This window comes from Solirubrobacter ginsenosidimutans (genome assembly GCF_027587205.1).
Genome location: NZ_JAPDOD010000022.1, coordinates 87,679 through 109,611, shown reverse-complemented (window position 1 = coordinate 109,611; position 21,933 = coordinate 87,679). Strand labels below are relative to the sequence as shown.

Here is a 21,933-nt window from a genome sequence, read left to right as displayed (position 1 = left end):
GACAAGCCGACTCGTTGCGCGCTTCACTTCGGGGATCTCCTTGCTTTCAGTTTCAGGTAGTGCGGGAGACGCCGGGGACTACGGCGTCTCGGTGGAGAGCGTGACCAGGACCAGCTTGTGGTAGTTGCCCGTGGCCTTGCCCTTGACCTTCTGGCGCAGCTTGACCGTCGTCTTGGAACGGGTGGCGGCGTCGCTGAGCTTCGTCAGCAGTGGGTCCACCGAGCCGTCCAGCGGCTGGAACGCGGACTTGCCGACCGCTGCCTCCAGCGGCTCGGGCAGGCGCTTGGAGCCGACCGACAGGTGCCCGAGCTTGGACCCGCTCGTCGCGTCGCCGTCGGCGAGCGAGAGGAGCGTGCCCGGATCGGTCGCCGTGATCTGCGCGTCGAAGGACATCTCATAGGACTTGGTCTTCGAGAAGGCCGCAAAGCCCTTGGCCGGCTGCGTGAGGATCAGCTCGAGGAAGCTCGGGACGGAGCCGCCGATGTCGGTGCCTCCGCTGACCGGCGGCGTCTGCGCCATGGCGGCGCCCGGCGCGGCCAGGGCGCCGATGACCGTTGCGGCGAGGATCGTTCGCAGCTTCATTACTTCCCTTCCAAGATCTTCATCGTGACCACCGATGACACCAACACGTGGGCATCGGAATCGGAGCGCTCCACCCAGCGCGTGGATGAGCCTCTGACCGAACCGGATCGAGCGTAGCTGCCGGAACCCGGAATCGGACGTGATTTGCGGGTTCTCATTTGACCTTGAACTTCTTGGTCACGGCGAGCGCCTTCTTGCCGTGCTGCGTCAGCGACACGGTGGCCGTGTAGGAGCCCTTGGCGAGCTTCGTGCCGGCCGGCAGATTCACGGTCTTGCCCGGGAGGACCTTCACCGACGCGACGGTGAGGTTCTTGGTCCCCGAGGAGCCCTTGACCTTGACCGAGCCCGCGACCGGGTCAAGCGTGTTGCCGGCGTTCTTGATCGGGATGACCGCGGTCGCCCCGGAGGCCTTGACATTGCCCGCCGTGATCAGGTACTTCGGCGCCGCCGGGAGGATCCGGACCGCGCCGACCAGCCGGTAGCCGAGGACGACGCCCTTGCGCGTCGCGGCGTCGGTCGGGACGCCGATGACCTCCAGCGAGCCATAGAGGTAGCCGGCCGCGGGCGCCGAGCCCAGCGTCGCGGTCACGACCTCTTCGGCGCCGGGGGCGAGGGTGAAGGTCGATTTGTCGACGCTGACGCCGGGAAGCGTCGCGCGCCGGTTCGGGGCGACCTTGCCCGTCGCCGCCTGCACCCACGGACGGGGTGTGACGGTGACCGCCATCGCCGCCGCGGAGCGGTTGGCCACCGTCACGGAGGCCAAGGCCCCGGGCTGCGCGTTGTGCTGAATCACCGCGGGCATCATCGAGAGCCCGCCGTCCTGCGTCTGCGCAGCGGACCCGCCGGCCGCTGCGCCTTGCACGAGCGCCGTGCCACCGGCGCCGAGCGCCGTGAGCACGGCGCCGAGCGCCACATACCGCTTCATGTCTGAATCTCCCTGCCGCCGACGCAAGCGCTTAGCGCTTGGACGACTTCTTCTTTTCGACCTTGACCTTGATGCTCACCGACGAGCGCTTCCCATCGCTGTTGGTGAACCGGAACGTGATCGTACGCGAGCTCTTGTAGGCAAGGATGATGGTGAGCTTGCCTGCGTCGCGGACGGTCGTGCCGGCCTTGCTGTAGGTCTTCTTGCCGATCTTGTTCAGGACGTCGATCCGAGCGCGCTTCGGAGCCGACTGGCGCTTGCCGTTGATGACGCACGTCAGGCGCCCGTTGAACCGGTAGCGCTTGCCGTACTGCAGGACCGGGACGCCCTTGGAGACCCGGAGCGGCTTCTGCGAGAGCGAGAACGAGAGGCGCGGCGTCTTGCAGTTCTGCGAGCTGGCGCCGAGGATCCCGCCGTTGTTGTTGTTCGCGTTGGCGTTGGCGTTCGCGTTCGGGGTCGGCGCGCCGCTCGTGCCGATGCTCAGCGTCTGCGTGTTCGTCCCGAGGTTGACGTTGTTGGCGATCTCGACGGGCGAGCGCTGCTCGGTGACGTTGCCGGCCCAGTCGGTGACGCGGACGAGGAGCGTGTAGTCGCCGTCGGGCAGGCCGGTCGTGGAGACGTGGAGATCGACCTTGTCGACGTGTGCGCAGTCGTTGTCGAGCGGCAGGTCGACCGTCGCGCCGTCGGGCGAGAGGTCGTCGCAGTTCGTGGCCGGGAACGCCTTGCTCGCCAGCGACGTGCCTTCGATGCCCGCCTCGGCGTAGCGGAGGCCGACACCCGCGTCGTTGCCGTGGACGTCGAGGTCCAGCGTGCCGGCCGCCGGGCTGCGCGTGCCACCGACGGCGAACGTCGGGGCCTGGGTGTCAGAGACCTTCATGCCGATGCGCGAGACGTCGAGCGTGGCCGGCCCGTCCGCGGCGCAACCCGCCGCCGCCGGGCAGCCGAGCGCGATCGCGACGGTGCCGCTGACGGTCGAGCCGGGATCGACCGCGAACGTCTTGTCCGCCGCGGGGACGGGGTCGCCGGTCGAGGACTCGAGCGTGACCGCGTTGGACGGGGCCTTGAGCGAGTACTCCATGCCCGTCGCGATGCCGCTCACGCGCCGCTGCACGCGCAGCCCCGTCAGCTTGGTCTCCGACGGAACCCTGAGAACGGCGCTGTCGGTGCCGTAGACCAGGCCGCCGACAGGAGTGAACAGGCCCCGCAGACCGCCGTCGTCCAGCGTGCTGCCGGCGCCGGAGCAGCCGTTTCCATATCCCGCGAGATTGTGCGAGCCGAACGAATTGATCGCCGAGCCGGAGGGCCCGTGACAGGCCCACAGCCATACGTCACTGGCGGATGCCGTGCTCGTCGACACACCCAGGGCGGCGAACGCCACCCCGAGTACCGAAAGCTTCATTTTGAGACCGACTGAGGGCATCGCTGCCACTCTCCCTCCTGCATGCAACCTGCGTGGACCCGTATTGACCGAGCGGAGCATCGTAGGACGCGCCTCTCCCCGTGAGGCGACATCACACCCCGAGTGCGGGCGACGGTACATAGAGATGAGAGGGCTCGTCAAGCCACTATTCGTCCAGATGACTCCACACGTTCTTTAGGCCAGGAGCGCGACTAGACTGGATTGGAGGTCTTCGAAGCGAGCAGCGGAGAAGTAGCGCCCGCGCGCGCGGGCCGCGAGGCGCTTGCCCGCCGCGACCGCCTCAGGGTCGGCGTCGCTGCCGAGGACGTCCACGCGATCGAAGCCGCCGAGCGCGCCCAAGGGATCGTCGCCGGCCGTCACCCGGCAGTCCGAGAGGACGATCGCGACCCGTTCCGCGGCCGGCTCGCGTGCGAGCTCCCGGGCCGCCGTGCGCAGCGCCAGAGCCAGATCGGTGCGGCCCTTGCCGCGCAGAGAGAGCAGATCGTCGACGAGGCCGGCGGGCCGGCGGGCCTCGCCCTGGCGCTGCAGGACCAGCGCGTCGGCGGCGAAGGCGATCACGCTCGTGCTCGCGCCGGGGCGACGCGTGCCCTCCAGGACGACCGCGCAGGTGGCCATCGCGGCGAGGCCGACGGCGTGGCCGCGCATCGACCCGCTGTGGTCGACGAGCAGGCACAGCGCGCGCCGTGGGGCGGTCCAGCGGCGGGCGATCAGCTCGTCCCCATGTTTCGGCCTTCCGCCGGCAACCTCAAGGGTCAGGTCGAGGTCGAGGTCGCCCTCTCCCCCGGCGCGTCCGGGGCTCAATCGCCGATACCCGCGGCTGCGGTCGCTCCCGAGCCGTCCGGCGCGCACGAACAGCCGCGCGGCCAGCCTGCGCGCCTGGGCCCGCAACTGCGGGTCGGTGGCCGCGCCGAGGTCGGCGAGCAGCGCGACGGCGGCGTCCGCGTCGGTCCTGAGCAGGTCGTTGAAGGCCGCCTCGTCGAGCCGGCCGATCGCGGGCGAGACCTGCTCGAGGCTCGCGTGCGCGCCGGCCAGCTGGTCCCGGCGCAGGGTGCGCCGGCCGCGCTCCTTGACGACCTCCTGGGCCTCGGCGCCGCTCAGTGCCCGGCCGGCCCCGCCGTTGTCGGCCCGCCGGCCCGCGCTTTTCCCGGCGGCTCAGTCTCCTCGGCGGGCTTGAGCCGCTCGATCAGCTCGAGCACGATCGCCTCCGGCGTGACGTCGGCGCCCTCGTCGAGCCGCAGCCGGCCCGACAGCGCGGCGATCGCCGCGTCGGCGAACGTCGCGTCCCCGGGCGTGGGCTCGGGCTCGGAGCGCAGCCCGCTCAGCTCGCGCCCGAGGCGGACGAGGTCGATCGCGCCGCGCACGGACGCCCCCATCCGCACCTGCGGATGCTCGCGGGTGAGGCGGGTGAGGGTCACGGCGGGCGGCGTGAGCGCGCTCGCCGCCCCGGTCACGCGCTCGACGATCGCCCGCTCGCCGGCCTCGTCCTGGTAGGTGATCGCGATCCGGCACATGCGATCCGAGATCGCCTGGCTCACGCGCGCCGTGCCGACGGCGTCGAACGGGTTCATCGCGGCGATCAGCCGGAAGCTCTCGCGAGCGGGCACGCGCCCGAGCCGCGGCACGTGGATCTCGCCCTCCGCCAGCGCGCCGACGAGGACGTTGAGCGTCTCCTCCGGCACCCGGTTGAGCTCCTCGATGTAGAGCAGCCGGCCCTCGCGCAGCGCGCTGATCAGCGGGCCGTCGACGAACGTGTCGGGCGTGTAGCCCGCTTCCAGGACGAGCGCGGGGTCGTGATGGCCGACCAGCCGGGCGGGCGTGAGCTCGGCGTTGCCCTCGACGAACTCGACCCCGAGGCCCGCGCCGTCGGCGACAGCGCGCAGCAGCGTCGACTTCCCGGTCCCGGGCGGCCCTTCGAGGACGACGTGGCAGCCGGACGCGAGCGTGGCCGCGAGCACCTCGGCCTCGCGGCGCAGGCCGACGATCCGCTCGTCGACCCGCGCCAGCAGTGATGCCGAGCTAGTGCTCGTGAACGACAACTCCCCGGATGTTCTTGCCGTCGAGCATGTCCTGGAAGCCCTGGCCGATGTCGTCGAGCGCGTAGCGCTGCGTGACCAGCTCGTCGAGCTTGAGCTTGCCCGCCTGGTAGAGGCCGATCAGGTTGCGGATGTCGTACATCGGGTTGCCCGAGCCGAACAGCGTGCCCTTGACCGTCTTCTCGTAGAGCGTCATGACCGCGCCAGAGAGCTGGACGGTGAGCTTGTTCGGGTCCGCGAGACCGGTGATGACCGCGGTGCCACCCTTGCGGATCGCGGTGACGGCCGCGCCGACGACCTCCTCGTTGACGATGTCGACGGTGATGATCGCCTTGTCGGCGCCGACGCCGCGGGTCAGGTCCTGGGAGAGCGCGTAGGCCTCGTCGGCGCTGGCCACCGTGTGGGTCGCGCCGAGGTCCTCGGCCATCTCGCGCTTGTTGGCGAGCGGGTCGACGGCGATGATGTTGGCCGCGCCGGCGTGATTGGCGCCCTGGACGGCGTTGGAGCCGATGCCGCCGATGCCGTAGATGATCACGGTCTCGCCCGGCACCACGTCGGCGGCGTAGACGGCGCTGCACCAGCCGGTCGGGACGCCGCAGCCGACGAGCACGACGGTGTCCAGCGGTAGGTCCTTGTCGACCGACACGCAACTGGTCTCGGAGATCACGCTGTACTGGCTGAAGCTGCCGAGCATGCACATCGCGCCGATGTCGTCGCCGTTGGAGTGAAAGCGGAACGTCCCGTCGGGCAGGCAGCCGTCGAGGATCGTCGCGCCCAGGTCGCAGATGTTCGAGTGCCCGGTGGCGCAGAAGCGGCAATGGCCGCAGACCGGGAGGAACGACGTGACGACGTGATCGCCCTCCTTGACGCGCGAGACGCCCGGGCCGATCTTCTCGATGATCCCGGCGCCCTCATGGCCGCCGACGATCGGGAACCGCGGCACGATGTCGCCGTGGCGCAGGTGCTCGTCGGAGTGGCACAGCCCAGCGGCCACCCAGCGGATCAGCACCTCCCCCTGCTTGGGGTCGTCGAGATCCAGCTCGGCGATCTCCCAATCGCGACCGGTCTCCCACAGCATGGCTGCCCTGGTCTTCACGAACTCCTCCTTCGTGTGACGCCGACGCCGCGATCGTACCCCGCCTGTCGCTTCCGGCGCGCTACCGCCTGCGGGTGCGGCGCGCGGGCGCTCAGCGGCTGGAGGCGGAGGCCTTCGCGAGGCCCGCGTAGGCCGCCTGTGGCGAGCCGTCGCGGTGCAGGATCGCGGAGTGCCAGATCTCGTCTTCAGGCGGGTCGACGAGCTGGTACTGCAGGAGCTGCTTGACGCGCGGGTTGCGGCGCGCGACCGTGAACGCGGAGGCCAGCCAGGCGGCGCGGACCTTCGGCTTCTGCGCGCGATTGCCCTCGGTCAGGTAGCCGAACTCGGTCAGGTAGACGCCCATCTTGGCCTTAGTGGGCGTGCGTAGCGCGTTGCGCTTGGCAAGCTTGTCGAGCGCCGTCGTCAGCCGCGACAGGGCGCTGATCGGCACGTCGTCGGGGCGGCCGGAGACCACGGTGGGCGCGGACGTGAACTGGTACGGGTGGATGGCGAAGCCGTCGGCCTTCAGCGGCGCGCACTTCTTCGCCGCGGCGTAGTTGGCCTTCGAGCAGGTGACGTCGCGCAGGAACTTCAGCGGCGCGATCGCCCGCCCGCCCCCGATCGGGGCCAGCTCGCCGATCAGGACCTTGGCCCGCGGGTCGGTCGCCTTGATCGCCTTGTAGCCGGTGCTGTAGAGCATGCGGTACTGGCTCGCGGCCGTCCGGCCGGGGGCCAGCCACGTGTTCCAGTTCGGCTCGTTCCAGATCGCGTACCGGTCGACCCGGCCCTGGAAATGGCCGACGACGGCCTTGACGAACGCGCCGAACTTCGCCGCGTCAGGGCGATAGTTGCCGACCTCGTGGTTCGCCGTCGCCCACGCGGGCGCGGGCCCGGCGATCGTCAGCTGCAACTTGATGCCGCGGGCGGCCGCGGCGGCCTGGAGGGCGTCGATGCGGCTGAAGTCGTACGTGACGGTGTGCGGGGCGTGCCGTGCCTCCGGGTCGCCGACGAGCAGCCGCGCCCACAGCACGTTCACGCGGATCCGGGTCGCGCCAAGCTCGACGGCGTGGTCCATCGCCACGTCGCGCTCCATCCAGCGCTGGTCGACGAAGACGGCGTCGTCTTGCAGCGCGAGCTCCATTCCCGCGGACGCGTGAGCACGCGCCGGAAGGGCGAAGAGAGCGAGCGCGAGCGTGAACAGGCTCAGGCAGGCGGGGAGGGAACGAGGCATCTGTGCGTTTGATCGGCCATCCGTGTGCGGGACTGAACCCCGCCAAGAGGTTAAGGTTTCGCGCCGTGCTCGCTGTTTATGTGGCGCATACGAACGCAGACGAACCGCTCGCCGGATTGGTGGTCGGATCGCTCGACGAACCGGCCGTCCCGCCGGGCTGGACGACGGTCGAGGTCCGGGCCGCCTCCCTCAATCACCACGACCTGTGGTCGCTGCGCGGGGTCGGCCTGCCGGCGGACCGGCTGCCGATGATCCTCGGCTGCGACGCCGCGGGCGTGGACGCCGACGGCAACGAGGTCGTCGTGCATTCGGTCGTGACGTCGGACGCCTGGCGGGGCGACGAGACGCTTGACCCGCGCCGGTCGATTCTCTCGGAGCGGTACCCCGGGACGTTCGCTGAGCGGGTGGCGGTGCCGCGGCGCAACCTCGTGCCCAAGCCGCCGGAGCTCTCGTTCGCGGAGGCGGCCTGCCTGCCGACGGCGTGGTTGACCGCGTACCGGATGCTCTTCACCCGCGCGGCGGTCGTGCCCGGCTCGACGGTCCTGGTGCAGGGCGCGGGCGGCGGCGTGGCGACGGCGCTGATCGTGCTCGGACGCGCCGCGGGCCTGCGGGTGTGGGCGACCTCGCGTTCGGAGGCCAAGCGCGCGCGGGCGCTCTCGCTCGGCGCGGACGCGGTCTTCGTGCCGGGCGCCCGACTCCCCGAGCGCGTCGACGTCGTGGCCGAGACGGTCGGCGCGGCGACGTGGGATCACTCGCTGAAGGCGCTCAAGCCAGGCGGGACGCTCGTCATCTCGGGCGCGACGTCCGGCGCCGACCCGCCCGCCGGGCTGAACCGCGTCTTCTTCCTGCAGCTCTCCGTCGTGGGGTCGACGATGGGCACGCGCGACGAGCTCGAGCGACTGCTGCGGCTGTGCGTCGAGCGCGACGTGCGCCCGGTGATCGAGAGCGAGCGGCCGCTCGAGGACGCGCGGGCGGCGTTCGAGGCGCTGGCCGCGGGCGACGTCTTCGGCAAGCTCGTGTTGACGCGCTGAGTTCGGTCCGGCGACGCGACCTTCCCAGGTGCTCGCGCCGCCGGCCCGACGGGTTCGCGGATTCTTCCGCTTACGGAACGCCGCTGGTCAGACGGCGCCTGTTCATCCTGTCAACAATGAGGGTTGTTATGCAAGTCACAACCCGCGCGCGTCGCGCCAATGGCGGCAGTGCCGGGCGCGTTGGCGCTCATCCCGACCGACGAGCGGCCTCCAGCAGCGCTTGCGCGATCGCCTCGAGGCCCAGTGAGGGGCCGGCGCCCGCCGCGACCGCGGCGCGCGGCATCGTCGCGTGCTCGGCGCTGTTCTCGCTCTGCGCCAGCACGGTCGCGCCCGCGGCGACCAGCGCGCGGGTCCCCGCCGCGGCGTCGGTCGACCGGCCCGTCAGGACCACGCCGAGCGCGCGCTCGCCGAACGATTGGGCGAGCGAGGAGAACAAGGCGTCGAACGGCAGGTCCAGCCCGTTGCCCTGGGTCGCGGTCAGCGCGCACGCCCCGTCGGGGCGGACCTCGAGCTGCGCTCCCGGTGGGCAGACCAGCACGCTTCCCGGCTCGAGGCGCGTCCGCAGCCCCACCCACGAGACGTCGAGCTCGGTCTCGCGGTCGAGGAGGTCGACGAGCGCCATGCCGTTGCCACCCAGACGCTGTTGGACCAGCACCGCCGCCGGATAGCCCGGTGGCAACCGGCTGACGATCGCGCCGAGCGCGTCGAGACCGCCCGCGGACGCGACGAGTGCGACGACCTCGATCCCCGACATGGGCCAGGGTCTAGCCGACGCTCATGAGCGTCCGGGGTGGTTCGTCAGTTGAACGACATCCGCTGAGGGCGGATGTCCCTGACCTTCGGACAGTGTTCACGGTTCCGCCGGACCGCCGGTGCGACGTATCGCCGCCGGTACCACTGGCCGATGTTGCAGATGAACGTCGCCGATGGTGTCCATCGGATCGAAGACGCGCACACGAACTGGTACGTGATCGAGGACGACCAGCGGCTGACGATCGTCGATGCCGGCGTTCCTGGGTCGTGGGCGTCGCTGCACGCGGCATTGGATGAATTGGGACGCAAGCCGTCGCAGATCGCGGCGCTGATCCTCACCCACGCGCACTTCGACCATCTCGGGTTCGCCGAACGCGCTCGCGCTGAGCTGGGCGTGCCCGTCCATGTCCACGAGAACGACGTCCCGCTGACTCGCCATCCCCGCCAGTACGGGCACGAACGCGCGCGCACGCCGTATCTGGCCACCCACCCGCGGGCGCTGCCGTACGTGCTCGCCTTCGCGCGGACCCGGGCGCTCTTTCCCCCGCCGTTGCGCGAGGTCACGCGCTACGTGGCCGGGACCCTGGCGGTTCCGGGCTCGCCGCGCGTCGTGTCCACGCCCGGGCACACGCTCGGGCACTGCGCCTTTCATCTGCCGGATCGCGACGTGGTGATCGCCGGCGACGCCGTGGTCACGCTCGATCCCTATACCGGGCGCACCGGCCCGCGGATCATCGCCAGAGCGGCGACCGCCGACAGCGAGCGCAATCTCGCCACCCTCGAAGCGATCGCGGACACGAACGCCGGCACCGTGCTCGTCGGTCACGGCGAGCCGTGGAAGAGCGGCGCACGCGCCCTCGTCGATCAGGCGCGTGCCGCGAGCATCGGATGAGTCCAAATCCTCTGTCGCCCGGCCGGAAGTCCGCCCCGAGCAGCTCGCGGACGCCATGACGGCGACGATCCCGCAGGGGCTAGGTGGGTTGAACGTCAACTGCGCCGGGTGGGGGAGGGGGGAGCGGCAGTGCCACCGGTCCCGGGCTGGCGTGGGTCCGCTCGGTGCGCGGCTCTGTCGGGGTCGAAGTGCCGTGCTGGGATACCGACAGTTACGGGCGTGGTGCTGACACCCCCGTCCCCGCCGGGCCTTTCGGTGATCGGTTTCGGCGAGCAAAGAAGTCGTGCGCGCCACATCGAACAGTACGAACCTGATCGAAACCCGCGATCCGTCCCTCAAACGCGCACGGTCGACCACGGCGACCCGGGACAGCGCGAGTGCGGGACACACTGACCAGCCCACGCCCGTAACTGTCGGTATCCCAGCGCGAGATTTCGGGCCAACAGAGCCGCGCCGAGCGGCGGACTCACGGCAGGCAGACCCGGAGGGTGCGCCACTCCCCCTCCCCACCCGGCGCAGTTGACTTTCGTCCCTTCGGGTCCACCGTGGGTCAGGTTGCCATGGCGACGTACTTCATGTCGAGGAACTCCGCGATGCCCTCTTGGCCGCCCTCGCGGCCGATGCCGCTCGCCTTGACGCCGCCGAACGGCGCCGCGGCGTTGGAGACGATCCCCTGGTTGAGGCCGACCATGCCGGTCTGCAGGCGCTCGACGACGCGGAACGCGCGCTTGATGTCCTGCGTGTAGACGTAGGCGACGAGGCCGTACTCGGTCGCGTTGGCCGCGGTGATCGCGGCGTCCTCGGAGGAGAACGTGCGCAGCGGCGCGACCGGGCCGAAGATCTCCTCGGTCAGGACCCGCGCATCGTCGGGGACGTCGGAGAGCACCGTCGGCTGGTAGAAGGCGCCTGGGCCGTCGATCGACTCGCCGCCCACGAGCGCCGAGGCGCCGAGGTCACGCGCGTCGCTCACCAGCTCGGCGACCTTGTCGCGCTCGACGCGGTTGATCAGCGGGCCGACGTCGATCCCCGGCTCGGTGCCGCGGCCGACGTTGAGGGCGCCCATCCGCGCCGCAAGCCGCTTCGCGAACTCGGCCTCGACCGCCTCGTGCACGAGGAAGCGGTTGGCGGCGGTGCAGGCCTCGCCGCCGTTGCGCATCTTGGCCAGCATCGCGCCGTCGACGGCGGCGTCGAGGTCGGCGTCCTCGAAGACCAGGAACGGCGCGTTCCCGCCGAGCTCCATCGAGACGCGCTGCAGCTGGTTCGCCGACTGCTCGACCAGCATCTTCCCCACCGCGGTCGAGCCCGTGAAGGAGACCTTGCGCAGGCGCGGGTCGTTCATCAGCGGGCCGACCACGCGGCTCGCGGAGGACGACGTGACGATGTTCAGCACGCCCGCCGGCAGGCCGGCGCGCTCGAGGATCTCGGCCAGCGCGAGCATCGACAGCGGCGTCTGCTGCGCGGGCTTGACGATCATCGTGCAGCCCGCGGCGACCGCCGGGCCGATCTTGCGCGTGCCCATCGCCATCGGGAAGTTCCACGGCGTGATCAGCAGGCACGGCCCGACAGGCTGCTTCATGACCAGCAGGCGGCCGGCGCCGTTGGGCGCGGTGGCGAAGCGGCCGTCGATGCGCACGGACTCCTCCGCGAACCAGCGGAAGAAGTCGGCGGCGTAGGCGATCTCCCCGCGCGACTCGCCGAGCGGCTTGCCCATCTCGAGCGTCATCAGCAGCGCGAGCTCGTCCTGGCGCGCCATCAGCTCCTCGTAGGAACGGCGCAGGATCTCCCCGCGCTCGCGCGGCGCCCACGCGGCCCACTCCTCCTGCGCCGCCGAAGCCGCGTCGAGCGCGGCCAGCGCGTCCTCGGCGGACGCGTCAGCAATCTCGGTCAGCACCTCGCCCGTGGACGGGTCCTCGACCGGCAGCGTCGCGCCGGTCTCCCGCCATTCGCCGCCGATCCACACGCCGCGCGGCACGGCGGAGACGACATCTTGTTCGATCAGCATCAAGGACCTCTTCCAAACGGGTTTGTTGGCCGCGACAATAAATGCGCCGCGCAGGTCACGCAAGTCGCTCGAAATGCGCATCCCGTGGGCCAGGCCCATTCGTTGCCGCCATGTCCTGAGGGCATGCCGAGAACACGATCACGAGGTCGAGTTCGGCGCGCAGCGCGACGTGGCTGCCGGGGGTCGAGACCGGCGGGGCGATCACGATCGTCCCGTCCGCCGCCGGCGGCGCGTTCTCGAACAGGTTCAGCGGGCTCGGCGTCAGCGGCGCGCGCAGCCCGAGCTCGCCGAGCGCGGCGTGCAGGTTGTCGGTGCAGTTGTCATGCCCGGCGGCGCCGAGCAGCTCGTAGCGATAGATGTCGCAGGCGGCGAGCAGCGTGTCGTGGACGCCGCCCGAGGTGTCCTCGATCAGCGTGAGCACCGGGCGCCGCCGGTTGGTGACGAACGTGTCCCCCACGCGCGGATTCACCCGCCCCATGTGCAGCCGGCTGTGCTCCATCGACATCCACTCCGCGGCCGGATCGACGAACGCCCAGGTGTCGACGACCTGCTGGCCGTGGGTGTTGACGACCCGCACCCGCTCTCCACGCGCGACGCGCACCGCGACGGCCGTACGGGCCGGAATCCGTTGGAGCGCCATGAGAATCGGGATGATTCCACGGTGTCCTCCCCGCCCGTGGCCCCGCGCAGCGTCCGCGTCTCGTCGCTCGAGCTCTTCTTCGACCTCGTCTTCGTCTTCACGATCACGCAGCTGACCGACGTCCTGGCCGAGGGCCACGACTTCCAGGCGCTGTCGCGGGTCGTGGTGATGCTGCTGCTGATCTGGTGGATGTACGACGGCTACGCGTGGCTGACCAACGCGATCACGACGGACCGCCTGCGCTTCCGGCTGCTGCTGGTCGGCGGGATGGGCGGCTTCTTGATCATCGCGCTCGCCGCGCCGCACGCCTACGAGGGCGACGGCGTCGTCTTCGGCCTCGCCTATCTCGCCGTGGTCGTCCTGCACGCCGGCATGTACGCCCGCGGCGCGACGCTCGCGGAGATGCGGGCGATCCTGCGGATCGCGCCGTTCAACCTCCTCGCGGCGATCATCGTGCTCGCCGGCGGCGCGCTTGAAGGCGACGCGCAGACGATCCTGTGGGCGCTCGCGGGCGTGATGCTGTGGCTCACGCCGCGCTTCACGAGCGTCGAGGGGTTCGTGGTCGGGGTCTCGCACTTCGTCGAGCGTCACGGGCTCGTGGTCATCGTCGCCCTCGGCGAGTCGATCGTCGTCATCGGCGTCGGCGCCGAGGGGCTCAAGCTGGACGCCGGGCTCGTGCTCGTGGCGCTGCTCGGGCTCGCGCTCAACGCCGCCCTGTGGTGGGTCTACTTCAGCGACGAGACCGCGGTCGAGGAGGGCTTCGAGGCCGCGCCGCCCGAGCGCCGGGCGCAACTCGCGCTCACGGCGTTCGGCTACTGGCACTTCGGGATCCTGCTCGCGGTGATCGCGATCGCGGCGGGTTTGAAGAAGGCGGTCGGCCACCCGTACGACCCGCTCGAGGAATGGATCGCGATCGGGCTCGCCCTCGGTACCGCGCTCTACCTGTTCTGCGACCTCGGCTTCCGCCGGACGTTCGGGATCCCGGGCAACCGCGTCCGGGCCGCCGCCGGGGTGGTGTCGATCGCGACGGTCTTCCTCGGCACGGAGGTCGCGGGCGTCGCGCAGGTCGGCGCGCTGGCGGCGATCCTCACCGTCGCCCTGGTGGTCGGGGGGACGGCGGGGGAACCCCCCGGATAGGAGCCGTGAGCCGGGCGTCTGTACCGGCATGAACCGATTCCTTCGCAATCGCCGCACCGTCATCGCACTGGCGCTCGGCTTCACCGCGGTCCCCACCGTCGCCCTGGCGGCGACCGGCGCCTCGCCCGGCGACCCGTTCAAGCTCGGGCAGGACAACCACATCGAGAAGGCGACGACGACGCTCAGCGGCGTCGGTCAGACCAGCAGCGGTGTCCTGCAACTGCGGCGCGATCAGGGCAGCGGCATCGGTGCGGTCCTGAAGGTCGTCAACGAGGGACCGGGCGTCGCGCGGCGTGGCATCGACATCAACGTCCCCCCGGGGCAGCCCCCGATCTCCGTCAACCCGGACGCCGGGAAGGCCTCCGGCCTCAACGCCGACAAGCTGGACGGCAAGAGCGAGGAGGACTTCATCCCGAGCCGGCTCTACGGCGTCGGGACCGGCCTCGTCAACGGGCCGGGCGGCGGGAAGACCGTGCTCGTGAGCGGTGTGAACCTCAGCTGCGACGACGGTGACGTCGCGCTCAGCGCGGGTGGCAACGCCGTCGATCCCGAGGACGCGCTCAACGGCATCGTCCCGTTCCGCTCGAGCTACCAGATCGAGTTCACCGACAACGGCGGCGCCAGCCGCTTCAGCGCGAACATGATCTGCGCGGACGTCGCCAAGCCGTTCCGCTGATTCAGCCGCCGGCGGCTACGACGTCGTAGCCGTCGGCGCGCAGCACTTCCATGACCACGTTGCGATGGTCGCCCTGCAGCTCGATCACGCCGTCCTTCACGGACCCGCCGACGCCGCAGCGCTTCTTCAGGCGGCCGGAGAGCTCTCGCAGGCCCGCGTCGTCGAGCGGCACGTCGTAGATCGTCGTGACCGCCTTGCCGCGGCGCCCCGACGTCTCGCGCTTGACCTTCACGCGACCGCCGGCGGCCTTGCGCGCCTTCAACAGCGGGTCGCGGGCCTTGCGCAGGTCGCCGTCGGAGCTCGAATAGACCATCCGCTCGTTGCGCGCCATGCGAATGAGGCTACCCCGCGCCGTTGAGCGGCAGCACGGCGCGGACGACCGTGCCCTGGCCGGGCGGCGACTCGACCGTCAGCGTCCCGTCGCTCGCGCCCACACGGTCGGCGAGCCCGGACAGTCCCGAGCCCTTCCCCACCGCGGCGCCGCCGATCCCGTCGTCGAGCACCTCGACGACCAGGTCCGACCCCTCGCACACCACGCGCACGACCGCGTGCGTGGCCTGCGCGTACTTGGCGACGTTGGTCAGCGCCTCGGCGACCGTGAAGTACGCCGTCGCCTCGACCGCCGGCGGGAAGCGCTGCTCGGGCGGGTCGACGACCTCCACCGGGAACGGCGAGCGGGTGGCGAGCGCGCCGATGGCGGCGACGAGGCCCCGCTCGGTCAGCACCGCGGGGTGGATCCCGCGCGCGAGCTCGCGCAGCTCGGTCGATGCCTCTTTGAGCTCGTTGCCCAGGCGCTCGAGGAACTCGCCCACCTGCGAGGGATCCTTGGCGAGCCGGCGCCGGGCGACCTGGACGTCGAGGACCAGGGAGACGAGCCGCTGCTGCGCGCCGTCGTGCAGGTCGCGCTCGATCTTGCGCCGCGCGGCGTCCGCGGCCTCGAGGATGCGCTGGCGGGAGGCGCGCAGCTCGGCCGTCCGCGCCGCCTCGACCTTGTGCGCGAGCAGCGCGGCCTCGGCCGCGCGCCGCTCGGTGATGTCGAACAGCGCGCCGTCGAGCCACAGCCGCCCGCCCGGCCCGGGTACGGGCTGGCCGCGGTCGAGCACCCACCGCACCTCGCCGTCGGCGCGCACGATCCGGTACTCGAGCACGAACGGCTCGTGCGCCTCGGCGCTGTGCGAGACCGTCTCGAGCACCACTTCGACGTCGTCGGGATGGACGATCGAGAGGATCGTGCGCTTCTGCGACGCCAGGAAGCCCGCCGGCGGGTAGCCGGAGATGCGTTCGATCTCGTCGCTGATCGCCTCCAGGACGAAGTCGGCGTGCCAGGCGGAGCGGTAGATCGCGCCCGGGACGTTCTCCATCAGCGTCCGCAGCAGGCGGTCGTTGGCGCGCTGCTCGCTCGCTCGCAGTCCCGCGCGCGCTCGCGCGATCAGCTCCGCGCGGGTGAACGGGCGATGCAGATAGTCGTCGGCGCCCGCGTCGAGCACGGAGTCCGCCATCCGGCCCTTGGCCGCGACGGTGATCGCCAGCACCCACGCGTCGCCGAGCCGCGGGTCGTCGCGCAGGCGGCGGCAGACCTCGGGCGCGTCGAGCCCGGACGAGTCGCGGTCGACGATGACCAGGTCGACCGGCTCCTCCTCCAGCGCCTTGCCGGCCGCGGCGGCACGCCGGACCGCGCGGGGCGCATGCCCCGCGGCGCGCAGCCAGGACTGGATCTCGGGCTCCGCGGCACCGACCACGAGCACACCGGCCTGGCGGCGTCGGACTGCATCAGCACGTGCCACTGGCCCCATTATGGGGCCTGGCGGCGCGGCTATCCCCCGAAGTCAGTGGCGTAGGTCGCGCCCGCGCCACCGGTCGGCGCGCCGTTGGCGACGCCGATGCCGATCATCCGGAACTGGCGCGCGAGGATGTTCGCGCGGTGCCCGGCGCTGTGCATCCAGCCGCGGACCATCTGGCGCGGCGTCGCGTAGGTGCCGGTGCCGTAGCCGATGTTCTCGCCGACGGTCCACGAGTGGCGCGACTTGGTCCAGCCGGTGCGCTTGATGCGGGTCACGAAGGAGGCGCCGGACTTGGAGGTGTGGTCGAAGTAGTGCTGGGCGACCATGTCGCCGGCGTGGCCGTTGGCGGCGCTGCGCAGCTTGCCGTCGGCGCGGAGCTTGCCGAGGCCGTGGGCGTGGCGCTGCTGGTTGAGCAGGCAGAGCGTGACGTGGGCGGTGCCGGCCTGGCCGAGCTCGGACGGGTCGCGATCGGCGCCCGAGCAACCCGCGGCGTTCGCGGCCGACGGAGCAGCCGCGGTGGCGAGGACGAGCAGGGACGACACGGCGAAGCGCTGCGCGATACGGCGCATGGGAGGACCTCCGACGAGAACGGCAGCTCCCATTGACCCTTCGGCAATCCGGCCGGCTCCTCGGGTGGGAGCTCCTGGACTTTGCGGACCCGTCTTACGAAACGGGGGTGCCCTTGTCGGGGGAGGTACCTATGGATGTTGCGACCTGGGACTCCTCTCGGCCGGTCCCGTCGAGGTCTTGAGCGGATCTCCCCCTTATGGGGGGATTAAGGTTTCAGAGCGCGACGTCGACCGGGCGCCCGGACTCGAGCGAGGCGACCGCCGCCTCGCTCACCGCGGCGGCGGCGAAGCCGTCGTAGGCGCTCGGGCCGTCGGGCTCGGACCCGCGGGCGATCGAGTGGATCCACGCCTGCAGCTCGTGCAAATACGCGGTGCCGAAGCGCTCCCGGAAGCCCGGCGGGATCGCCTGCGACTCGGCGTTGTCCGTCCGCAGCGCGACCGTCGCGGGCGGAAGCAGCTCGAGCGTCCCGTCCTCCCCCACGACCTCGCAGCGGATGTCGTACGCGTAGCCGGCGCTGACGAACGCCTCGACGTCGACCAGGCGCCCGCCCGCGGTCTCGAACAGCAGCAGCTGCGGGTCACGCAGGCCCTCGCGCGCCTTGCTGGTCGGCGTCGGCGTGAGCACCGTCGCGCGCACGATCTCCTCGCCCAGCAGCCAGCGGGTGACATCGATCTCGTGGACGGCGCTGTCGGTGATGATCATCGCGCTGTCGAAGAACGGGTGGACGCTCGGGTTGCGGTGTGCGCAGTGCATGAGCAGGGGGGCGCCGATCGCGCCGGCGTCCAGGCGGGCCTTGAGGTCGGCGTAGCCCGGGTCGTAGCGGCGCATGAACCCGACCGTCACCGACCGGTGCCCGACGGCGGCCTCGGCCTCGACGATCCGCTTCGCGGCGGCGGCGGAGGTCGCCAGCGGCTTCTCGCACAGCACCGGCTTGCCGACCTCGATGCAGGCGAGCGTGTACGGCTCGTGGGTCGCCGCGGGCGAGGCGATCACGACCGCGTCGACCGCGGGGTTGGCGATCAGCTCCATCCCGTCGGCGTGGATCGTGCTGAGGTCGAGCTCGTCGGCGATGCGCTGCGCGTGCTCGTGCACCGCGTCGGAGATCGCCACGACCTCGGCGCCCGCGATCGCGGTGGCGAGCAGGCGTGCGTGCGTGGAGCCCATCAGCCCCGCGCCGATCACGCCGACGTTCACCATCCGGCGTTGTCGCGCAGCCAGTGGCGGTTGGCGATCTGGTCGTGCTGGGCGAAGGCGAAGTCGGCCGCCGACGCGAGCACGCGATCCTGCTCGACCACGACCCAGCCGTCGTAGCCGATCGCCTCGACGCCGCGGCAGAAGCCGGCCAGGTCCACGTTGCCCTGGCCGAGCGCGCAGAACAGCCCGCTCCGCCACGCGGTGAGCGTGTCGGCGCGCGCGGCCTTGACCGCCTGGAGCACGTCGAGCCGCACGTCCTTGATGTGGATCGCCTGGATCCGCTCGCCCCAGTCGGAGATTGCCTGCACCGGATCGCCGCCCGCGACGACGAGGTGGGCGCAGTCGAGCAGGAGGTCGACGTCGGTGTACTCGAGCAGCTTCTCGATCTCCGCGACGCTCTCCACATAGGTCGACGTGTGGTGGTGGAAGACGGGCTCGAAGTCGCGCTCGCGGATCGTGTCGGCGGCGCGCTCGATGCCGTCGATCAGCCGCCGCCAGCCGGCGTCGTCGAGGGCGAGCGACGGGTCCTCGCCGCCGCGGCCGGGGTTGGCGATCCGCTCCGGGCCGCCCGCGTCGCACAGCACCGGACGGGCGTGGCGATGGTCGCCGAAGCGGTCGAGCGTCGCGTGCAGCTCGGTGAAGCTCGCGTCGGGGTCCGTGAACGGGATCTGGATGAAGCCGCCGACCATCGTCAACCCGCGGAGGTCTTCGTCGCCGAGATAGCCGGGCGGCCCGAGCTCGGTGCCCTCGTAGCCCGCGGCGACCATCGCTTCGAGCACCAGGCGCGGGTGCGGAACCGGGAACTCGGTCCCGACCGTCATCTCGAACGCCCCGTAGCTGAGCGGTGCGTTCGCGACCTTCATGCGGCAGGCTCCACGTAGATCTCGCCGCTGAGCGCGAACGGCTCCACCAGCACAACCTCGTCGCCGGACCAGAACTTCCCCGGGTCGTACCAGCTCATCGGCCGTTTGTCGGGCAGCAGCCCCATGTTCTGCATCGTCACCGCCACCAGCTCCGCGCAGTAGATCGTCTCACGCGAGACCTCGCGCCGGCGCACCCGGCCGGTCGCCCACGAGCGCATCAGGCCCGGCGTCGTGGGGAACGGCTTGCCGTCGTACTTGTCGATCGTCTCGATCAGTCGGTCCTCGTGCTCGCGCTGGAGCGTGCCCTCCAGCCGGCGCATCCACGCCCGCTGGTTGTACTTCTCGTCCCACGTGCGCACGGCGTCGGCGAGGTTGTGCAACTGGACGCCGCGCTGGCGCTCGCCCGTCCACGCGTCCGGCAGCGACTTGCCGAGCTCGGCGTGCCAGAGCAGCGGCGGCATGTCCTCGAGCGCGACGACCATCCCGACGTGATTGACGGGGCTGTTGGTCAAGGTCTGGATCGCCCGGTCCGCGAGCGAGCGGCCGCGGAACAACCAGATGTCGCCGGTCGCCGCGGTGGCGATGGCCTCGTCGAATCCCAGCGCGGAGACGGTCACGGCCGGTAACCTACGCGAACCATGAAGGGTCGATGGAAGCTCCTCGGTCTCGCCGGCGCCGCCGGAGTCGCCGCGACGGGCGCGATCGCCGCCCGCAACCGCCGCCCGCAGTCGGACTATTCGCCCGACGAGCTCCGCGACCGCCTCCGCGACCGGCTGGAAAAGGTCCAGGCCGGCGACGCGGAAGCGGCCCCGGTGGTTCCGCCCAAGAACTAGCCGCAGTAGGCCTTCTCGATCAGGGCGTAGAACGCCTCGCCCGCGCCGGGCGGGAGCGAGTGCGCGTCCTGGTTGACCGTCAGGACGGCGAGGTCGCGGCCGTCGGCGGAGACGAACGCGTAGGTGAGATAGCCGGGGATGTCGCCGTTGTGGCCCCAGGCCACGCCGCAGTGGGTCGGGAAGGACTCCAGCCCGAGCCCGTAGCGCTGGCCCTTGAAGTCGCCGCCGGGGTTCTCGACGGTCGTCTTCATCTCGCGCATCAGGCGGCGGTCGAGCAGCCGGCCGCCGAGCAGGGCCTCGTAGAAGCGGGCGGCGTCGTGCGCCGTGGCGACGATCGCTCCCGCCGCCCACGGGTAGGGATTGAGGCCGGTGATGTCACTCGCCGGCGGCTGGTCGAAGACGCGGTAGCCGTGCGCGAACGGCGCGGGCATCGCGGCGGCGCTGGAGAACGACGTCGCACGCAGCCGCAGCGGCGTGAAGATCCGCGCCCGCAGCTCCTCCTCGAGCGAATGTCCGGTGACCGCCTCCGCGATCAGGCCGAGCAGCACGTAGTTGGTGTTGGAGTACGAGTACCGCGTGCCGGGGGCGAACAGCGGCGGGTGCGCGACCGCGATCTTCACCAGGTCGCGCGGCGCCCAGCGGTGATCGAGCTCGCCGCCCAGGTAGGGCTCCAGCACGGCGGGGTCGAGCTCGAAGTCCTGCAGGCCGCTCGTGTGGTTGAGCAGCTGGCGGACCGTGATGCCGGAGCCGTTGGGGACGAGCCCGGGCAGCCGCTGCTCGACGCTGTCGGTCAGGGCGAGCCGGTGCTCGCCCACGAGCCCCAGGACGATCGTCGCGGTGTAGGACTTGGTCAGGCTGGCGATCCGGACGCGGTGCGCCGGGCGCATCTTCGTGCCCGCGTCGCGGTCCGCGAGCCCGGAGGCGAGCTGCTGCGTGTGGTCGCCGTGGCGGACCGAGAGCACCGCTCCCGGCGCGCCCTTGGCGACGAGGCGGTCGAGGTCCTTCTGGAGGCCGGCCGCGTGTGACGCGGCGGGCAGGCAGGCGAGCCCGAGAAGGGCGAGGGCGAAGGACTTCATGCCGCGCACGCGAGCTCCATCGCCTTCGACCACAGCGTGCCCTGCGCCTCGGTCACGGCATCGGGCGCCTCTTCATAGTTGCGCATGATGCCGACCTGGTGACGGCCGTCCGGGGTTGACGCGAACTGGTTCTCATAGCCCGGCATGCCGCCACCGTGGCCGATCAGCGTCCCGCAGGGCGTGTCGTCGAAGAAGAACAGCCCGAGCCCGTAGCGGATACCCGGCCCGTAGCTCGTCGGGACCGTCGTCTTCATCTCCGCCAGCAGGGCGGGTGAGAGCAGGCGGCCGCTGAGCAGCGCGCGGAAGAAGCGCGCGAGGTCGGCTTCGGTGGTGACGAGGTTGCCGGCCGCGAAGTAGCCGGACGAGTCGTGCGCAGTGACATCGCGCAGCGTCTCCGGGATCTGGTTGTACTCGTCGTCGTAGTCGAGCGAGTACCCGCGCGCGAACGAGCCGCTCGGCGTGGGCTCGTGCAGTGGCATCGACGAGTCGCGCAGCCCGAGCGGCCGCAGGATCCGGCGCTCGACCTCCTGCGCCAGCGTGTGGCCGGTGCTGCGCTCGACCATCATGCCCAGCAGCGTGTAGTTGGTGTTCGAGTAGTTCCAGGCGGAGCCGGCGGGGAACTCCTGCGGAAGGTCTGCGACGAGCGCCACCAGCTCCTCCGGCCGCCAGCGGCGGAACGGGTCGCCCTTGAAGAGCTCGACCGCCGGCGGGGTCGCGTTGTCGGGGATGCCACTCGTGTGGTTGAGCAGGTTCCGCACCGTCACGCGGTTCGCGTACGGCAGGACCGGGCCGAGTCGCCGTGCGACGGTGTCGGTCAGCGCGAGCCGGTGCTCGCCGACGAGCTGCAGCACGACGGTCGAGACCATCGACTTCGTGTTGCTGCCGGCGCGGAAGCGATCGGTCGGCCGCAGGCGGCGGCCGGTGCGGACATCCGCGACGCCGGCGGCGCCCTGCCAGACGCGGTGTCCGTCGTCGACGTACGCCGTGACGCCGGGCGCGCCGGCGGCGACCTCGGCGGCCATGAGCGGCTGCAGCGCGCGGGCCTGCGGTTCAGCGGCGCCGGCGACCGCGGGAGCGAACAGCGCGGCGGCGGCGAGCGTGATGGGGAACAAGGGGAGCATGGGTCCGTGCAGCTTCCCGCCGCGCGGGTCCCGCGTTGCGGGGGATGCCAGGCGGATCGCGGTACCGGAAACGGCACCTACGAGGTGCGCTTAGCTTC

23 protein-coding genes and 1 riboswitch are annotated in these 21,933 nt (G+C 71.3%); of the genes, 5 read left to right on the top strand and 18 right to left on the bottom strand.

What is annotated here, in order from left to right; genetic code table 11:
* Positions 1–78: 78 nt before the first annotated feature.
* From OM076_RS22495 to OM076_RS22465, 7 genes are all read right to left on the bottom strand, one after another.
* Positions 79–582, bottom strand: a complete 504-nt coding sequence (locus OM076_RS22495) for a hypothetical protein (protein WP_270042320.1) — start codon at positions 580–582, stop codon at positions 79–81.
* Positions 583–736: 154 nt separating this feature from the next.
* Positions 737–1,507, bottom strand: a complete 771-nt coding sequence (locus tag OM076_RS22490) for a hypothetical protein (RefSeq protein ID WP_270042319.1) — start codon at positions 1,505–1,507, stop codon at positions 737–739.
* Positions 1,508–1,538: 31 nt separating this feature from the next.
* Positions 1,539–2,906: a hypothetical protein gene (locus OM076_RS22485; protein ID WP_270042318.1), complete on the bottom strand. Its 1,368-nt coding sequence runs from the start codon at positions 2,904–2,906 to the stop codon at positions 1,539–1,541.
* Positions 2,907–3,101: 195 nt separating this feature from the next.
* Positions 3,102–3,815, bottom strand: a complete 714-nt coding sequence (locus OM076_RS22480) for a vWA domain-containing protein (protein ID WP_270042317.1) — start codon at positions 3,813–3,815, stop codon at positions 3,102–3,104.
* Between the two features lie 206 nt (positions 3,816–4,021).
* Complete coding sequence (locus tag OM076_RS22475; protein WP_270042315.1) at positions 4,022–4,963, bottom strand: AAA family ATPase; 942 nt, start codon at positions 4,961–4,963, stop codon at positions 4,022–4,024.
* Positions 4,944–6,056, bottom strand: coding sequence for an NDMA-dependent alcohol dehydrogenase (locus OM076_RS22470; RefSeq protein WP_270042314.1), 1,113 nt, complete (start codon positions 6,054–6,056; stop codon positions 4,944–4,946). The genes OM076_RS22475 and OM076_RS22470 overlap by 20 nt, the downstream gene beginning before the upstream one ends.
* 91 nt (positions 6,057–6,147) lie before the next feature.
* Positions 6,148–7,266 (bottom strand): hypothetical protein, encoded by a 1,119-nt coding sequence (locus OM076_RS22465; protein ID WP_270042313.1) that lies wholly within the window; start codon positions 7,264–7,266, stop codon positions 6,148–6,150.
* A gap of 65 nt (positions 7,267–7,331) precedes the next feature.
* Between OM076_RS22465 and OM076_RS22460 the strand changes: the two genes are divergently transcribed.
* Entirely contained in the window at positions 7,332–8,297 is a 966-nt protein-coding gene (locus OM076_RS22460) for a zinc-binding dehydrogenase (RefSeq protein ID WP_270042312.1), read from the top strand.
* A 187-nt stretch (positions 8,298–8,484) separates the two neighbouring features.
* On the opposite strand, the gene OM076_RS22455 is transcribed toward OM076_RS22460, so the two are convergent.
* Positions 8,485–9,051 (bottom strand): chemotaxis protein CheB, encoded by a 567-nt coding sequence (locus tag OM076_RS22455; protein ID WP_270042311.1) that lies wholly within the window; start codon positions 9,049–9,051, stop codon positions 8,485–8,487.
* Between the two features lie 150 nt (positions 9,052–9,201).
* On the opposite strand from OM076_RS22455, the gene OM076_RS22450 reads away from it, so the two are divergent.
* On the top strand, positions 9,202–9,942 hold the full coding sequence (locus OM076_RS22450) for an MBL fold metallo-hydrolase (RefSeq protein WP_372518072.1): 741 nt from the start codon (positions 9,202–9,204) through the stop codon (positions 9,940–9,942).
* Positions 9,943–10,492: 550 nt separating this feature from the next.
* Here the strand turns inward: OM076_RS22450 and OM076_RS22445 are convergent.
* On the bottom strand, positions 10,493–11,944 hold the full coding sequence (locus OM076_RS22445; RefSeq protein ID WP_270042309.1) for an NAD-dependent succinate-semialdehyde dehydrogenase: 1,452 nt from the start codon (positions 11,942–11,944) through the stop codon (positions 10,493–10,495).
* 55 nt (positions 11,945–11,999) lie between these two features.
* Positions 12,000–12,584, bottom strand: a complete 585-nt coding sequence (locus tag OM076_RS22440) for a DUF1989 domain-containing protein (RefSeq protein WP_270042308.1) — start codon at positions 12,582–12,584, stop codon at positions 12,000–12,002.
* 21 nt (positions 12,585–12,605) lie between these two features.
* Between OM076_RS22440 and OM076_RS22435 the strand changes: the two genes are divergently transcribed.
* Together OM076_RS22435 and OM076_RS22430 are read left to right on the top strand one after the other, a co-directional pair.
* Complete coding sequence (locus OM076_RS22435) at positions 12,606–13,721, top strand: low temperature requirement protein A (protein ID WP_270042307.1); 1,116 nt, start codon at positions 12,606–12,608, stop codon at positions 13,719–13,721.
* A 28-nt stretch (positions 13,722–13,749) separates the two neighbouring features.
* A complete protein-coding gene (locus tag OM076_RS22430; RefSeq protein WP_270042306.1) occupies positions 13,750–14,397 on the top strand; it encodes a hypothetical protein in 648 nt (215 codons plus the stop codon).
* A gap of 1 nt (position 14,398) precedes the next feature.
* Here the strand turns inward: OM076_RS22430 and OM076_RS22425 are convergent, their stop codons facing one another.
* From OM076_RS22425 to OM076_RS22400, 6 genes are all read right to left on the bottom strand, one after another.
* The gene (locus tag OM076_RS22425) at positions 14,399–14,728 is read right to left on the bottom strand and encodes a translation initiation factor (protein ID WP_270042305.1); all 330 of its coding nucleotides are present in this window, start codon (positions 14,726–14,728) and stop codon (positions 14,399–14,401) included.
* Positions 14,729–14,738: 10 nt separating this feature from the next.
* Complete coding sequence (locus OM076_RS22420; RefSeq protein ID WP_270042304.1) at positions 14,739–16,181, bottom strand: hybrid sensor histidine kinase/response regulator; 1,443 nt, start codon at positions 16,179–16,181, stop codon at positions 14,739–14,741.
* 29 nt (positions 16,182–16,210) lie between these two features.
* Positions 16,211–16,747, bottom strand: coding sequence for a CAP domain-containing protein (locus OM076_RS22415; RefSeq protein ID WP_270042303.1), 537 nt, complete (start codon positions 16,745–16,747; stop codon positions 16,211–16,213).
* Positions 16,748–16,786: 39 nt separating this feature from the next.
* Positions 16,787–16,869, bottom strand: a riboswitch (cyclic di-GMP riboswitch).
* A 92-nt stretch (positions 16,870–16,961) separates the two neighbouring features.
* Positions 16,962–17,945, bottom strand: a complete 984-nt coding sequence (locus OM076_RS22410; protein WP_372518071.1) for a Gfo/Idh/MocA family protein — start codon at positions 17,943–17,945, stop codon at positions 16,962–16,964.
* Positions 17,939–18,805 (bottom strand): sugar phosphate isomerase/epimerase family protein, encoded by an 867-nt coding sequence (locus tag OM076_RS22405; RefSeq protein ID WP_270042301.1) that lies wholly within the window; start codon positions 18,803–18,805, stop codon positions 17,939–17,941. Before OM076_RS22405 ends, OM076_RS22410 begins: the two co-directional genes overlap by 7 nt.
* On the bottom strand, positions 18,802–19,422 hold the full coding sequence (locus OM076_RS22400) for a C40 family peptidase (RefSeq protein WP_270042300.1): 621 nt from the start codon (positions 19,420–19,422) through the stop codon (positions 18,802–18,804). Before OM076_RS22400 ends, OM076_RS22405 begins: the two co-directional genes overlap by 4 nt.
* Before the next feature lie 21 nt (positions 19,423–19,443).
* On the opposite strand from OM076_RS22400, the gene OM076_RS22395 reads away from it, so the two are divergent.
* Positions 19,444–19,638, top strand: coding sequence for a hypothetical protein (locus OM076_RS22395; protein ID WP_270042299.1), 195 nt, complete (start codon positions 19,444–19,446; stop codon positions 19,636–19,638).
* Here the strand turns inward: OM076_RS22395 and OM076_RS22390 are convergent.
* Both OM076_RS22390 and OM076_RS22385 read right to left on the bottom strand, forming a co-directional pair.
* The gene (locus OM076_RS22390; protein ID WP_270042298.1) at positions 19,635–20,714 is read right to left on the bottom strand and encodes a serine hydrolase domain-containing protein; all 1,080 of its coding nucleotides are present in this window, start codon (positions 20,712–20,714) and stop codon (positions 19,635–19,637) included. The two genes, OM076_RS22395 and OM076_RS22390, sit on opposite strands and share 4 nt — an antisense overlap.
* Entirely contained in the window at positions 20,711–21,835 is a 1,125-nt protein-coding gene (locus OM076_RS22385; RefSeq protein WP_270042297.1) for a serine hydrolase domain-containing protein, read from the bottom strand. The genes OM076_RS22390 and OM076_RS22385 overlap by 4 nt, the downstream gene beginning before the upstream one ends.
* Positions 21,836–21,933: the final 98 nt, after the last annotated feature.